Here is a 14,921-nt window from a genome sequence, read left to right as displayed (position 1 = left end):
AAACCCTAGAAGTCTGCGTTAAAGCGGTCCGAGCCGCCGGGGAAAGCGAAGGAAGGCCGAAGCCCCCGATCACCTGCATTAATCACAGTGCACCTTTCAAAAAAACCGCCGCGTTGGGACAGACCGGGAAATGAATCACCGGTTCGTTGCTCGCTACACATTTTTTGGAATCGCCCAGCAAAGACTGCTTGGTAATCGGCAACTCCTGCAATTCAGGCGAATCCACAGAAGTTGTATCAAGAAGGGAGCGTAGTCTACCGGAAAGCCCCTTTCAGCTCAAACCTTGATCTTCGTTCAGTGGCTGCCAATGCAAATGCCAGTTACCGATCGCACCACCATCGAGTCCGTTGAGGTTCGCTACCGCCAGCAATTGCCCCTCTTTGTAGAGCAGCGGCAATCTGCCGCGCACGAAGGACGGTACAGCGTTTTCATTGAGCAAACGTTTCAGATCCCGATGGCCACGGCCTGGCAACGCCATGACCTCTCCCCCTTCACGATAGCGGATCTGTAACGGGCCATCGGGGATTTGCCCGGTGAGCGACAGCGTGCCGTTGTCCGGGATTACCAACGGTGAACGCGGGTCCTGCCACGTTCCGGCGACAGGCAGAGGGCGCAACCAGCGGCCCGACAACCACCAGATCCGCCCGCCCGCCCGATGCAGCTCGCCATCGGCCAGCCGCCACACCGGGCAGGCATCGCCGCTGGCGTCGCGCAAATCCTCCCAACCCGACCAATGGTCAGTGTCCGGAAGACGGGTCAGCGGCTCGAGCCAATGACTCAGGGCATTGCGCTGCCGGGCAGCGGAGAGTTGCGCAAGCGACGCCAGTTCAAGGGATCGCAAGCCCAGCCAGGCAAATTCACTGACAGAGCTGGCCTCACGCAAATCCATGTCTGCCAGTTCTTCGAGCAACCCCTGCGCTTCAGTCAGATGCGCCGCACTGCGGGCCATGGTTGCCACCGCTTGTGGCCAGCGCCGGGTCAAGGCGGGGAAGACTTGATGCCGCAGGTAGTTGCGCGAGTACTGCCGATCTTCGTTTGAAGGATCCTCGATCCAGCTCAAGCCATGCTCGTTGGCATAGGCCTCCAGCTCAACCCGCGTGACATCGAGCAATGGCCGCAGCAGATGGCCCTTGCCCAACGGGCGTTGACGCGGCATACCCGACAGCCCGCGCACGCCGGCCCCACGCAACAAACGGAACAGCAAGGTTTCCGCCTGATCGTCGCGGTGCTGGGCGGTCAGCAGTACCTCATCGGGCCGAGTCACTTCGGTGAACGCATGATAACGCGCGTCCCGGGCCGCCCGCTCCAGGCTGGCACCGGGCTGCACCTGTACACGAACGATCTGCAACGGGACGCCCAGCGAAGCACACACAGAACGACAATGTTCCGGCCACGCATCGGCCACGGCTTGAAGGCCGTGATGAACATGGATGGCGCTCAGCGCCGGCAGGAATTCGGTTTTTGCAAGATGTGCCAGCAGATGTAGCAGGACAGTGGAGTCCAGACCGCCGGAGAAGGCGATGCGCCAGGTCGCAGCATTGCGCCACGGTTTAAGATTCAGCAAAAGCCTGGAAGGCAAATCAATCGCGGACTGACTCATATCTGCCTCTATGCACAAATCAAATGTGGGAGCGAGCTTGCTCGCGATAGCGGCCTAACATTCAACACATTCGTCGACTGTTACACCCTCATCGCGAGCAAGCTCGCTCCCACATGGGCACTGCGTGTTCGGCTTAGAGACCGTAGCTCATCAGACGATCGTAACGGCGCTTGAGCAACGCGTCGTTGTCGAACTTCTTCAGCATCGCCAGCTGCGAACTCAGCTCGGCGCGGATCGACGCAGCGGCAGCAGCCGGGTCACGGTGCGCGCCGCCCAATGGCTCGCCAATCACCTTGTCCACGATGCCCAGGCCCTTGAGGCGCTCGGCGGTGATGCCCATCGCTTCTGCGGCATCCGGTGCCTTCTCGGCGGTTTTCCACAGAATCGAAGCGCAGCCTTCCGGCGAAATCACCGCGTAGGTCGAGTATTGCAGCATGTTCAACTGGTCGCAGACACCGATCGCCAGTGCACCACCGGAACCACCCTCACCGATCACAGTGGCGATGATTGGGGTTTTCAGGCGCGCCATGACCCGCAGGTTCCAGGCAATCGCTTCGCTCTGGTTACGCTCTTCGGCGTCGATGCCAGGGTAGGCGCCCGGGGTGTCGATGAAGGTCAGGATCGGCATCTTGAAGCGTTCGGCCATTTCCATCAGGCGGCAAGCCTTGCGGTAGCCTTCCGGACGCGGCATGCCGAAGTTGCGGCGAACCTTCTCGCGCACTTCACGGCCCTTCTGGTGGCCGATGACCATGACTGGCTTGTCGTCCAGACGGGCGATGCCGCCAACGATGGCCGCGTCGTCGGAGAAGTGACGGTCACCGTGCAGTTCGTCGAACTCGGTGAAGATGTGTTCGATGTAGTCCAGGGTATACGGACGTTTCGGGTGACGTGCCAGGCGTGCGATCTGCCAGCTGGTCAGCTTGCCGAAAATGTCTTCGGTCAGCGTTTTGCTCTTGTCCTGCAGGCGGGAGATCTCATCGCCGATATTCAGCGAATTGTCATTACCGACCAAGCGCAACTCTTCGATCTTGGCTTGCAGGTCGGCGATCGGCTGTTCGAAATCTAGAAAATTCGGGTTCATAGGCGTCCGTCTTGGGTCGAGTCCCAAGGGATCTTGGGCCGGCCGGTTGTCTATTCGCGCCCTACCTTAAGGGACAGGCGCGTTGAGGTCGAGATTAAAAATTCAGGTCTGGGTCAGGGCAATCTGATGGCACTGACCGTCAACGGTATTGGAGGAAGACGTTGTCTCGCCCGAACTGGTCACGCAGGGCTTGAATCAACGCATCCGCCGGATCGATCCGCCAGCCCTCGCCGAACTGCAACAAGGCCTTCGCATCAGGGCTGGTGTAGTCCATGGTGATCGGGCACGCACCGCGGTGACGCTTCAATAGTTCGCCCAACCAGCGTAGCTGATCGCCCTTGAGATCCTTGGCATGCAACTTCAGGCGCAGGCTTTCGGCCAGGTTGGTGCGCGCATCCTCCATGCTCATCACCCGCTTGACCCGCAATTTCAGGCCACCGGAGAAGTCGTCATTGCTGACTTCGCCTTCGACCACCACCATCGCGTCGGTCTGCAACAGTGATTGCGCCGAATGGAACGCCTCGGAAAACAGCGAGGCCTCGATCCGTCCGGAGCGGTCGTCAAGGGTGATGAACCCCATCTTGTCGCCCTTTTTGTTCTTCATCACCCGCAAGGCGATGATCATCCCGGCAACGGTCTGGGTATCACGCGCCGGTTTCAGATCGATGATGCGCTGGCGGGCGAAGCGACGGATTTCACCCTCGTACTCGTCGATCGGGTGACCGGTCAGGTACAGGCCAAGGGTATCTTTCTCGCCTTTGAGACGCTCCTTGAGGGTCAGTTCCTTGGCCTTGCGGTGATTGGCGTAGACGTCAGCGTCTTCTTCGACAAACAGACCGCCAAACAGGTCCGAGTGACCGCTGTCCTGGGTCCGCGCGGTCTGTTCGGCCGCCTTGATCGCTTCTTCCATGGCCGTCAGCAGCACCGCGCGATTGCGGTCGATGTTGGCCTGGTAGGCTTTCTGCTCATCGTGGAAGTACGGCCCGAGGCGATCCAGGGCACCGCTGCGGATCAAACCGTCGAGGGTGCGCTTGTTGATGCGCTTGAGGTCGACCCGGGCGCAGAAATCGAACAGATCCTTGAACGGGCCCGCCAGACGCGCTTCGGTAATGGCTTCGACCGGCCCCTCACCCACGCCCTTGATGGCACCCAGGCCGTAGATGATCCGGCCTTCGTCGTTCACCGTGAACTTGAATTCGGAAGTGTTGACGTCCGGCGCGTCGAGACGCAGCTTCATGGTCCGCACTTCTTCGATCAAGGTCACGACCTTGTCGGTGTTGTGCATATCCGCCGAGAGTACCGCGGCCATGAACGGCGCCGGGTAGTGCGCCTTCAGCCACGCAGTCTGGTACGACACCAGGCCATAAGCCGCGGAGTGGGACTTGTTGAAGCCGTAACCGGCGAATTTTTCCACCAGGTCGAAAATGTTACCGGCCAGGTCCGCGTCGATATTGTTGGTGGCGCAACCCTCAATGAAACCGCCGCGCTGCTTGGCCATTTCCTCGGGTTTTTTCTTACCCATGGCGCGACGCAGCATGTCAGCACCACCGAGGGTGTAGCCGGCCATGACCTGGGCAATCTGCATCACCTGTTCCTGATACAGGATGATGCCGTAGGTCGGCGCCAGTACGGGCTTGAGGCCTTCGTACTGGTAGTCCGAGTGCGGATACGCCAGCTCGGCGCGACCGTGCTTGCGGTTGATGAAGTCGTCCACCATGCCCGATTGCAGCGGGCCCGGACGGAACAGGGCCACCAGTGCGATCAAGTCTTCCAGGCAGTCGGGCTTGAGCTTTTTGATCAGCTCCTTCATGCCCCGGGATTCAAGCTGGAACACCGCCGTGGTTTCGGCTTTTTGCAGCAAGGTGTAGGTCGGCTTGTCGTCCAGCGGGATGAACGCGATATCCAGCGGTGGCTCGTTGACCTTGGCGCGGTCGCGGTTGATGGTTTTCAGCGCCCAATCGATGATCGTCAGGGTCCGCAAACCGAGGAAGTCGAACTTCACCAGACCGGCCGCTTCAACGTCATCCTTGTCGAACTGGGTTACCAGACCGTCACCCGCCTCGTCGCAGTAGATCGGCGAGAAGTCGGTCAGCTTGGTTGGCGCGATAACCACACCACCAGCGTGCTTGCCGACGTTACGCACAACGCCTTCAAGCTTGCGGGCCATCTCCCAGATTTCCGCGGCTTCTTCATCGACCTTGATGAAGTCACGCAGGATCTCTTCCTGCTCGTAGGCCTTTTCCAGGGTCATGCCGACTTCGAACGGGATCATCTTCGACAGACGGTCCGCCAGGCCGTAAGACTTGCCCTGCACCCGCGCCACGTCGCGGACCACAGCCTTGGCGGCCATGGAACCGAAGGTGATGATCTGGCTTACCGCGTTGCGGCCGTACTTCTCGGCCACGTAGTCGATCACCCGATCGCGACCGTCCATGCAGAAGTCGACGTCGAAGTCGGGCATCGATACCCGTTCCGGATTGAGGAAACGTTCGAACAGCAGGTCGTATTCCAGCGGGTCGAGGTCGGTGATCTTCTGCACATAGGCCACCAGCGATCCGGCACCCGACCCACGGCCAGGACCTACCGGCACGCCGTTGTTCTTGGCCCACTGGATAAAGTCCATCACGATCAGGAAGTAACCGGGGAAACCCATCTGGATGATGATATCCAGCTCGAAGTTCAGCCGGTCGACATAGACCTGACGCTTGGCTTCATAGTCTTCGGTGGTGTCCTTGGGCAGCAGGACGGCAAGGCGTTCTTCCAGGCCATCGAAGGACACCTTGCGGAAATACTCGTCGATGGTCATGCCATCGGGGATCGGGAAGTTGGGCAGGAAGTGCGTGCCCAGCTTCACTTCGATGTTGCAACGCTTGGCGATTTCGACGGTGTTTTCCAGCGCCTCGGGAATGTCGCTGAACAGCTCGGCCATTTCCTCGGCGCTTTTGAGGTACTGCTGATCGCTGTAATTCTTCGAACGCCGCGGATCGTCGAGGGCACGGCCCTCACCGATACAGACGCGGGTTTCGTGGGCGGCGAAGTCTTCCTGCTTGATGAAACGCACGTCGTTGGTCGCCACCAGCGGCGCACCGAGCTTCTCGGCCAGGGCCACGGCGCCGTGCAACTGTTCCTCATCGTTGGGGCGATTGGTGCGCTGGATCTCCAGGTAGAAACGATCCGGAAACACATCCATCCATTCGCGGGCCAGGGTTTCAGCCTCGGCGGGGTTGCCGCTGAGCATGGCCTGGCCGATCTCGCCTTCTTTGGCCGCCGACAACATGATCAAGCCGGCGCTGGCCTCAGCGACCCATTCGCGCTCGATGATGATTGCGCCATTGCGCTGACCATCGATAAAGCCGCGGGAAATCAGTTCGGTGAGGTTGCGATAGCCTTCGGCGTTCATTACCAGCAGGCTGATCCGGCTCAGCGGGTTGTCCGGATCCTTGTTCGACAGCCACAGGTCGGCGCCGCAGATCGGCTTGATCCCGGCACCCATGGCGTTTTTATAGAATTTGACCAGGGAACACATGTTGTTCTGGTCGGTGACCGCCACGGCAGGCATGTTCATGCCGACCAGGGTCTTGACCAGCGGCTTGATCCGCACCAGACCGTCGACCAGGGAGTATTCAGTGTGCAGGCGTAGGTGAACGAATGAAGCCGGCATAGTGATCCTGCGTTAAGTCATGAAAACAACAAGGCCCGGATTGTACCGGGCCTTGGTAAAAAAAATCAGCCTTGCGACTAACTCTCGATGAGACTTTCCCGCGCCTCGTAAGCCAGACGCACCGGAGCAAAGGAGCGCCGGTGAATCGGGGTCGGGCCAAGACGGGCGAGCGCTTCCAGATGAACGGGTGTCGGGTAGCCCTTGTGGCCACCGATGCCGTAGCCGGGGTAGATCAACTCGAACGCGGCCATTTCCCGGTCGCGACTGACCTTGGCCAGAATCGATGCGGCGGCGATGGCTGGAACCTTGCTATCGCCCTTCACCACTGCCTCGGAACGCATCGGCAGTTTCGGGCAGCGGTTGCCGTCGATCATCGCCAGCTTCGGCTGGATGTGCAGCCCAGCGACCGCGCGCTGCATGGCCAGCATGGTGGCGTGGAGGATATTCAGTTCGTCGATTTCCTCGACTTCGGCGCGAGCGATGCACCAGCTCAGGGCTTTTTCGCAGATTTCGTCGTAGAGCTTTTCGCGACGGGCTTCGGTGAGTTTCTTCGAGTCGTTCAGGCCGAGGATCGGGCGGTTCGGATCAAGAATCACCGCCGCCGTCACTACCGCGCCACAGAGCGGGCCGCGACCGACTTCATCGACACCGGCAACCAACTCTTCGACTTCAGCGACCAAGGTAAAGTCCAGCCCCATCTGCATGTTCGTTTTACTCATTCTACTTGGCCGATCAGCTTCAGCACTGCGTCCGCAGCCTGGTTGGAGGCATCCAGACGCAGGGTCCGGTGAATTTCATCAAAACCACGGGTCTGCTCTTCCCCACCCTCGATCAAGGGTGACAAGGTCTGGGCCAGCGCTTCGACCGTGGCATCGTCCTGCAACAACTCGGGCACCAACAGACGCTGAGCCAACAAATTCGGCAACGAAATGTAGGGGCTTTTCACCATGCGCTTGAGTATCCAGAACGTCAGCGGCGCCAGGCGATAGGCGACCACCATCGGCCGCTTGTACAGCAATGCTTCAAGCGTCGCGGTACCGGAGGCAATCAACACCGCATCGCACGCTGCCAGGGCCAGATGCGACTGTCCATCGAGCAGGGTCAATGGCAGATCGCGACCAGCCAACAGTTCTTCAAGCTGTGCGCGACGTTGCGCACTGGCGCAAGGCATGACAAACCGCACACCCGGTCGCAACGCCCGCAGGCGCTGCGCGGTATCGAGAAACAACGCACCTAGCCGGCCTACTTCACCGCCACGGCTGCCTGGCATCAACGCCACCAGCGGCCCGTCAGGCAAACCGAGCTCGGCCCGCGCAGCCGCGCGATCGGCTTCAAGTGGAATGGCATCGGCCAGGGTATGACCGACAAACCGCACCGGCACGCCTTTCTCTTCGTAGAACCTGGCTTCGAACGGAAACAGCGTTAGCATCAGATCGCAGCCTTCGCGAATTTTCAGCACGCGTTTCTGCCGCCAGGCCCAAACCGATGGACTGACGTAATGCACGGTCTTGATACCGGCCTGACGCAGTTTGAGTTCGATATTGAGGTTGAAGTCCGGCGCATCGATACCGATGAACACATCGGGCTTCGCGGCGATCAGGTCGGCGACCAGCTTCTTGCGCCGCGCCAGCAACTCGCGCAGCCGGCCCAGCACTTCCACCAGGCCCATGACGGACAGGCGTTCCATCGGGAAATACGAAGTCAGGCCTTCAGCCTGCATCAACGGACCACCGACACCGATGAACTCGACGGCCGGGTGACGAGCCTTGAGCGCGCGCATGAGACCCGCACCCAGAATGTCACCGGAAGCCTCACCCGCTACCAGCGCAATACGCAGATTGGCCATGGTTAGCGGGTGATGCCGCGGGTCGAAGACTGGATGGAGTCACGGAACACCGCCACTTCCGGATACTGGGCGGACGGCTCTGCCAGTTCGGCGAGCGCCTGCTCCACGGTCAGGCCCTGGCGGTACACCACCTTGTAGGCACGACGCAGCGCGTGGATCGCATCTTCGCTGAACCCCCGACGGCGCATGCCCTCGAAGTTCATGCTGCGGGCTTCGGCGGGGTTGCCGAACACCGTGACGTACGCTGGGACATCCTTGCCGATCGCCGTACCCATGCCGGAGAAGCTGTGGGCGCCAATGTGGCAATACTGGTGAACCAGGGTAAAACCGGAGAGGATCGCCCAGTCTTCCACATGCACATGGCCCGCCAGTGCGGTGTTGTTCACCAGGATGCAGTGGTTGCCAATCACGCTGTCGTGGCCGATGTGGGCATAGGCCATGATCAGGTTGTGATCGCCCAGGGTCGTTTCCGAACGATCCTGGATGGTGCCACGGTGGATCGTCACACCTTCACGGATGACGTTGTGATCACCAATCACCAGGCGGGTTTCCTCGCCCTTGTACTTCAGGTCAGGCGTGTCCTCACCCACCGAGGAAAACTGGTAGATGCGATTGTGCTTGCCGATTCGGGTCGGGCCCTTGAGGATCACGTGCGGCCCGATGACTGTCCCCTCGCCGATTTCCACACCTGCGCCGACGATCGACCACGGGCCGACCTCGACGCCGTCAGCCAGAATGGCTGTCGGATCGATGATTGCACGAGGGTCAATCAAACTCATAGTTTGCGTTCCGCGCAGATGATTTCAGCGGAGCAGACCGGCTTGCCATCGACCGAAGCCTGGCATTCGAACTTCCAGATCTGACGCTTGCAGCTGATGAACTTGGCTTCAAGGATCAACTGATCGCCTGGCAGAACCGGCTGGCGGAAGCGCAGCTTGTCGGAACCGACGAAATAATAGAGGGTGCCGTCGGCCGGTTTCACGTCGAGCATCTTGAAACCAAGGATCCCGGCAGCCTGAGCCATGGCCTCGATGATCAATACGCCCGGCATGATTGGATGCGCAGGGAAGTGACCATTGAAGAACGGTTCGTTGATGCTGACATTCTTGTAGGCGCGAATGCGCTTGCCTTCAACATCCAGCTCCACTACCCGGTCCACCAGCAGGAACGGGTAACGGTGAGGCAGGTATTCGCGAATCTCGTTGATGTCCATCATTTCGGGGGGAAGCCTATGTAAAGATTGGGAGCGCGCGACTGACGCACGCTCCGCTAGCAAATCAAGGAGGCAGTCTAGCGGCTGTGCACACTTGATATGGAAATGGTATCAGCCATCTGATGAAGCATTACCGTCAGGGGTCACTTCCCCTACTTGCTTTTCCAGCTGTCGCAGGCGCCGCGCGATGTCATCGAGCTGACGGATGCGAGCCGCGCTTTTGCGCCATTCGGCTGCTGGCTGCATGGCCGTACCGGAAGAATAGGAACCCTTTTCGGTAATCGAGTGGGTCACCATGGTCATCCCGGTGATGAAAACGTTATCGCAAATTTCGATATGCCCCACCAGCCCTACACCGCCAGCGAGCATGCAATGCTTGCCGATTTTGGTGCTGCCGGAGATCCCGACACAGGCGGCCATGGCGGTGTGATCACCGACCTGAACGTTGTGGGCAATCTGGATCTGGTTGTCGAGCTTCACACCATTACCGAGAATGGTATCGGCCAATGCGCCGCGATCAATAGCGGTATTCACGCCAATCTCGACATCGTCACCGACCAGTACACCACCGATCTGGGCAATTTTCTGCCAGACACCTTTCTCATTGGCAAAACCGAAGCCTTCGCCGCCGAGCACGGCACCCGACTGAATGACCACACGCTTGCCGATGCGCACGTCGTGGTACAGCGTGACCCGCGGGGCCAGCCAACCGCCTTCGCCGACTACGCAACGGGCACCGATGAAGCAATGCGCACCGATGGTCACGCCGGCAGCAATTCGTGCCGCACTTTCGATCACCGCAAAGGCACCAATACTCGCAGCCGGGTCAACCACCGCGTCTTCGGCCACAACCGCTGTCGGGTGAATACCGGCAGCCGCTTTCGGCTTTGGATCGAACAGATGGGAAACACGCGCGTAGGCCAGATACGGATCAGGCACCACCAGCACATTACCGGCAAAACCTTCGGCATCAGCAGCCTTCAGCAACAGCGCTGCGGCCCGGCTGTCCGCCAGGTGCTTACGGTATTGAGGGTTTGCGAGAAAGCTCAACTGAGCTGGGCCAGCCTCCTGCAAGGTGGCTAGCCCAGTAATTTCTCTCTCCGGGTCGCCACGTAGCGTGGCGCCGAGGAACTCGGCCAACTGGCCGAGCTTAATGGTCACGGTCATGGATTACTTCAGCTGATTCATGCGCTCGATAACCTGGCGAGTGATGTCGTACTGAGGCTTGACATCAATCACTGCGCCACGCTCGAAGACCAGGTCAAAAGCACCTTTCTTGATGACTTCTTCCACAGCGCTGTCCAGTTTCGGCTTGAGCTGCTTCAGCATTTCACGGTCGGCAACGGCTTTGGCTTCGTTCAGCTCCTTGGACTGGAACTGGAAGTCACGGGCCTTTTGCTTGAATTCAAGCTCCAGACGCTCGCGCTCGCCCTGCTGCATTTTGTCGCCACCGGCCATCAGGCGGTCCTGAATACCCTTGGCGCTGGTTTCCAGGGTCTTGAGCTTGGTCAGCTGAGGACCGAACTTCTTCTCGGCATCCACGGCGTATTTCTTGGCCGCGTCGGATTCCAGCAGAGCCATCTGATAGTTCAGAACTGCAATTTTCATGTCGGCAAATGCCGGACCAGCGACCAGGACGCTGGCCAGGAGAACCAATTGAGTCAACTTACGCACGATGCACTCCTACAAAATTCATTGTCGTTATCTTGGGTCAGACGCTTAGAACGTCTGGCCGAGGGAAAATTGGAACACTTGAGTCTCGGCGTCATCCGGTTTCTTGACCGGCATGGCCAATGCGAAACTCAAAGGACCCAGTGCAGTGACCCACGTCACACCTACACCAACAGAACTGGCCATATTGCTCAGGCTAATGTCGTTGCACTTGGTGTCGGACTTCGTGCCATCAGCGTTTGTGGTATCCGAGCACGACGAATCGAACACGTTACCCACATCCCAGAATACCGAGGTACGCAGGGAGCGTTGATCTTTGACGAACGGCAGCGGGAACAGAACTTCCACACCACCCTGGATCAGGACGTTACCACCGAACGGCAGCGGATCCTGGTCCGGGTCGAACGCTGTACCAGGGTTCTTGCCGGTACTTGGCGTACTGCGAGGACCCAGGGTGCTGTCCTTGAAGCCGCGTACCGAGTTGAAACCACCAGCATAGTAGTTTTCATAGAATGGCAAGCCGTCGGTCGAACCATAACCATCGCCATAACCCAGTTCGGTGTGCAGGCGCATGGTGTAGTTCTCGCTCAATGGCTGGAACAACTGGCCACGGTAGTCGAGCTTGAAGAACGACAGGTCGCTGCCTGGAATCGTGGATTCCAGCACCAGGCTCTGGGAATGGCCACGGGTAGCGAGCACGCCCTTGTTCAGGGTGGACTCGGACCAACCGGCCGAAGCCTTGAAGTTCAGGTACTTGTCGCCTTCCTTGTTAACGAAGTCGAAGATCTCGTCAACGGTGTAGACGCCGGTCTTGATTTCGTCTTGTTGCGCGTTCAGGCCGAAGGTCAGGCGCGACGTCTCGCTGATTGGATAGCCGACACTCACACCGGCACCCAGGCTGTCTACGGCGTAGCTGGCGACGTCGGTATCGAGGTCATCGTAGTCAGTCGTGCGGTAGAACGCGTTGTAGCCCAGGCTCACGCCGTCGGCGGTCCAGTAGGGGTCGACGAAACCGAAGTTGTAGCGGGTCTGGTATTCGCTTTTGGTCAAGCCGACGCTGACCTTGTTACCGGTACCCAGGAAGTTGTTCTGAGTGATCGAACCACCGAGGATCAGACCGGCGCTCTGGGCGAAACCGACGCTGGCGGTAATCGAACCGGAGGCTTGCTCTTCAACGCTGTAGTTGACGTCCACCTGGTCATCGACACCCGGTACGGCAGGGGTTTCGACGTTGACTTCCTTGAAGAAGCCCAGGCGCTCCAGACGGGTCTTGGATTGATCAATCAGGTAGGTCGAAGCCCAGCCGCCTTCCATCTGACGCATTTCACGACGCAGCACTTCGTCTTCGGACTTGGTGTTGCCACGGAAGTTGATGCGGTTCACGTAGGCACGCTTGCCCGGATCGACCGCGAACAGGATGTCCACGGTGTGATCTTCATCGTGCGGTTGAGGCACGCCGTTGACGTTGGCGAAGGTGTAGCCTTCGTTACCCAGACGACGGGTGATCAGCTCGGAGGTGGTGGTCATCAGCTTGCGCGAGAACACCTGGCCTTTCTGCACCAGCAACAGGGACTTGATCTGGTCTTCAGGGACTTTCAGGTCACCGCTGAGCTTGACGTCACGAACAGTGTATTTTTCACCTTCGTTGACGTTGACGGTGATATAGACGTGTTTCTTGTCCGGCGTAATGGAAACCTGGGTCGAAGCGATATCCATGTTGATATAGCCGCGGTCCAGGTAGTAGGAACGCAGACGCTCCAGGTCACCGGACAGTTTTTCACGGGCGTACTTGTCATCGTTCTTGAAGAACGACAACCAGTTGGTGGTCTTGAGTTCGAAAAGGTCGATCAGGTCTTCATCGGGGAAGACCGTGTTGCCCACCACGTTGATGTGCTGGATAGCCGCAACGGTACCTTCGTTGATATTGACCTTCAGGCCAACGCGGTTACGCGGCTGCGGCACCACTTCGGTGTCGACGGTAGCCGAGTAGCGACCCTGGGCGACGTACTGGCGCTGCAGTTCGTTACGCACACCTTCAAGGGTGGCACGCTGGAAGATCTCGCCTTCGGCCAGACCGGATTGCTTGAGGCCTTTCATCAAGTCTTCGGTAGAGATCGCCTTGTTGCCTTCGATCTCGATACTGGCGACCGACGGGCGCTCGACTACCGTGATGACCAGGACGTTGCCATCGCGGCCCAGCTGGATATCTTGAAAGAAACCGGTTTTGAACAACGCACGAGTGGATTCCACCAGGCGACGATCATCCGCCTGTTCACCGACGTTCAACGGCAAAGCACCAAAGACGCTACCCGCGGAGACCCGCTGGAGGCCATTGACGCGAATATCAGAGATAGTGAAGGACTCGGCGTGAACTTCGGCGATCATCAATACGGTGAGAACCGCAGTTAGCAGCAGACGTTTCATGAAGTCCTTTCTTATTCCAACTGGCAATAAACAAACTGCCGCAAAATGCGGCAGATTCGCAATTCAGCGACGTTACAGACGACCCAGATCATTAACCAGAGCGAGCAACATCACTCCGATCACCAAACTGATGCCGATCTGTATCCCCCAACCTTGCACCCGATCCGACAAGGGACGACCACGCGCCCACTCGATCAGATAAAACAACAAATGCCCCCCATCCAGCACAGGAATGGGCAGCAAATTCAGAACCCCCAGGCTAATACTCAGATAAGCAAGGAAATTCAGGAAATCAGCAACACCCGACTGGGCCGAAGCGCCCGCCACTTTAGCAATGGTTATCGGTCCACTCAAGTTTTTTACCGAGAGCTCGCCGAACAACATTTTCTTCAGTGAATCGAGGGTCAGCACGCTCATGGTCCAGGTACGCCGAGCCCCCTCGCCAATCGCTGCCAATGGTCCATAACTGACCTCGCGGATCATCTCCGGCGGCCAATCGACAGCCTTCACCCCTGCCCCCAGGTATCCGCTGGGTGACTTGCTCTCGCCGCGAGCGGCAAGCGTCACCGGGACGTCGATTTGAGCACCGTCCCGCTCTACCCGCAGCATGATTTTGGTATCAGGATGCATACGGACGGTATCGACGACCTGCTGCCAGTCATCCAGCGTACGACCATCGAGCGCCAGCAACCGGTCACCGGTCTTCAGGCCAGCGGCCTGGGCCGGCCCCTTTGGATCGAGTTCGGCCAGTACAGGCGGCAATGCCGGACGCCACGGACGAATCCCCAACGAATGAATGGGGTCCGGCTCGTCAGCGCCTTTGAGCCATTTATCCAGCGCAAGTTCACGCGGCGAATCGGTCGTCGAGCCTTGCTCGCGAACCATTATCTGCAACGAACCGCTTTCACCCAGGCGACGAACCAGCTGCAGGTTCACCGCCGCCCAGCCGGAAGTCGCCTCGCCATCAATGGCCACGATTTCCTCGCCCGGGCTCAATCCCGCCTTGGCCGCGATACTGCCGGACTCCACAGCCCCGATGACCGGACGCACCTGCTCGCTGCCGAGCATTGCCAGTGCCCAGAAGAACACCAATGCCAGCAGGAAATTGGCAATAGGCCCCGCCGCCACGATGGCAATGCGCTGACGAACGGATTTGCGATTGAAGGATTGACCAAGCTGATCGGGCGGCACTTCGCCTTCGCGCTCGTCGAGCATTTTGACGTAGCCGCCCAACGGGATGGCGGCAACGACAAATTCGGTGCCCTGCTTGTCGTGCCAGCGCAACAAAGGCATGCCAAAGCCTACGGAGAAGCGCAGCACCTTGACCCCACAGCGACGCGCGACCCAGAAATGGCCGAACTCGTGGAAGGTGACCAGCACACCCAGAGCGACCAGGGTGCCGACAATCATATAGAGCGCGCTCAT

At 59.1% G+C, this 14,921-nt stretch carries 11 protein-coding genes; all 11 read right to left on the bottom strand.

Annotation, left to right across the window (positions count from 1 at the left end; all coding sequences use genetic code 11):
* Nucleotides 1-271: 271 nt before the first annotated feature.
* A complete protein-coding gene (tilS, locus tag KW841_RS13095; RefSeq protein WP_218476627.1) occupies nt 272-1,600 on the bottom strand; it encodes a tRNA lysidine(34) synthetase TilS in 1,329 nt (442 codons plus the stop codon).
* Nucleotides 1,601-1,733: 133 nt separating this feature from the next.
* Complete coding sequence (locus tag KW841_RS13090; RefSeq protein WP_007978369.1) at nt 1,734-2,681, bottom strand: acetyl-CoA carboxylase carboxyltransferase subunit alpha; 948 nt, start codon at nt 2,679-2,681, stop codon at nt 1,734-1,736.
* 139 nt (nt 2,682-2,820) lie between these two features.
* The gene (dnaE, locus tag KW841_RS13085; RefSeq protein WP_218476613.1) at nt 2,821-6,342 is read right to left on the bottom strand and encodes a DNA polymerase III subunit alpha; all 3,522 of its coding nucleotides are present in this window, start codon (nt 6,340-6,342) and stop codon (nt 2,821-2,823) included.
* Between the two features lie 77 nt (nt 6,343-6,419).
* On the bottom strand, nt 6,420-7,046 hold the full coding sequence (gene rnhB, locus KW841_RS13080) for a ribonuclease HII (protein WP_007978371.1): 627 nt from the start codon (nt 7,044-7,046) through the stop codon (nt 6,420-6,422).
* Nucleotides 7,047-7,057: 11 nt separating this feature from the next.
* Nucleotides 7,058-8,188 (bottom strand): lipid-A-disaccharide synthase, encoded by a 1,131-nt coding sequence (lpxB, locus tag KW841_RS13075; RefSeq protein ID WP_218476601.1) that lies wholly within the window; start codon nt 8,186-8,188, stop codon nt 7,058-7,060.
* A gap of 2 nt (nt 8,189-8,190) precedes the next feature.
* Nucleotides 8,191-8,967 carry an acyl-ACP--UDP-N-acetylglucosamine O-acyltransferase gene (gene lpxA / locus KW841_RS13070; RefSeq protein ID WP_007978373.1) on the bottom strand — a complete coding sequence of 259 codons (777 nt, stop codon included), beginning with the start codon at nt 8,965-8,967 and terminating at the stop codon, nt 8,191-8,193.
* A complete protein-coding gene (fabZ, locus tag KW841_RS13065) occupies nt 8,964-9,404 on the bottom strand; it encodes a 3-hydroxyacyl-ACP dehydratase FabZ (RefSeq protein WP_007978374.1) in 441 nt (146 codons plus the stop codon). The genes lpxA and fabZ overlap by 4 nt, the downstream gene beginning before the upstream one ends.
* Before the next feature lie 108 nt (nt 9,405-9,512).
* Nucleotides 9,513-10,568 carry a UDP-3-O-(3-hydroxymyristoyl)glucosamine N-acyltransferase gene (gene lpxD, locus KW841_RS13060; RefSeq protein ID WP_218476598.1) on the bottom strand — a complete coding sequence of 352 codons (1,056 nt, stop codon included), beginning with the start codon at nt 10,566-10,568 and terminating at the stop codon, nt 9,513-9,515.
* Between the two features lie 3 nt (nt 10,569-10,571).
* On the bottom strand, nt 10,572-11,075 hold the full coding sequence (locus tag KW841_RS13055; protein ID WP_015093768.1) for an OmpH family outer membrane protein: 504 nt from the start codon (nt 11,073-11,075) through the stop codon (nt 10,572-10,574).
* A gap of 45 nt (nt 11,076-11,120) precedes the next feature.
* Complete coding sequence (gene bamA, locus KW841_RS13050; RefSeq protein WP_015093767.1) at nt 11,121-13,496, bottom strand: outer membrane protein assembly factor BamA; 2,376 nt, start codon at nt 13,494-13,496, stop codon at nt 11,121-11,123.
* Between the two features lie 72 nt (nt 13,497-13,568).
* A complete protein-coding gene (rseP, locus tag KW841_RS13045) occupies nt 13,569-14,921 on the bottom strand; it encodes a sigma E protease regulator RseP (RefSeq protein WP_218476585.1) in 1,353 nt (450 codons plus the stop codon).

Origin of the sequence: Pseudomonas sp. PDM28, assembly GCF_019219115.1 — a bacterium.
Taxonomy (GTDB): Bacteria; Pseudomonadota; Gammaproteobacteria; order Pseudomonadales; family Pseudomonadaceae; genus Aquipseudomonas; species Aquipseudomonas laurylsulfatiphila.
This window is presented reverse-complemented; position numbering and strand designations above follow the sequence as displayed.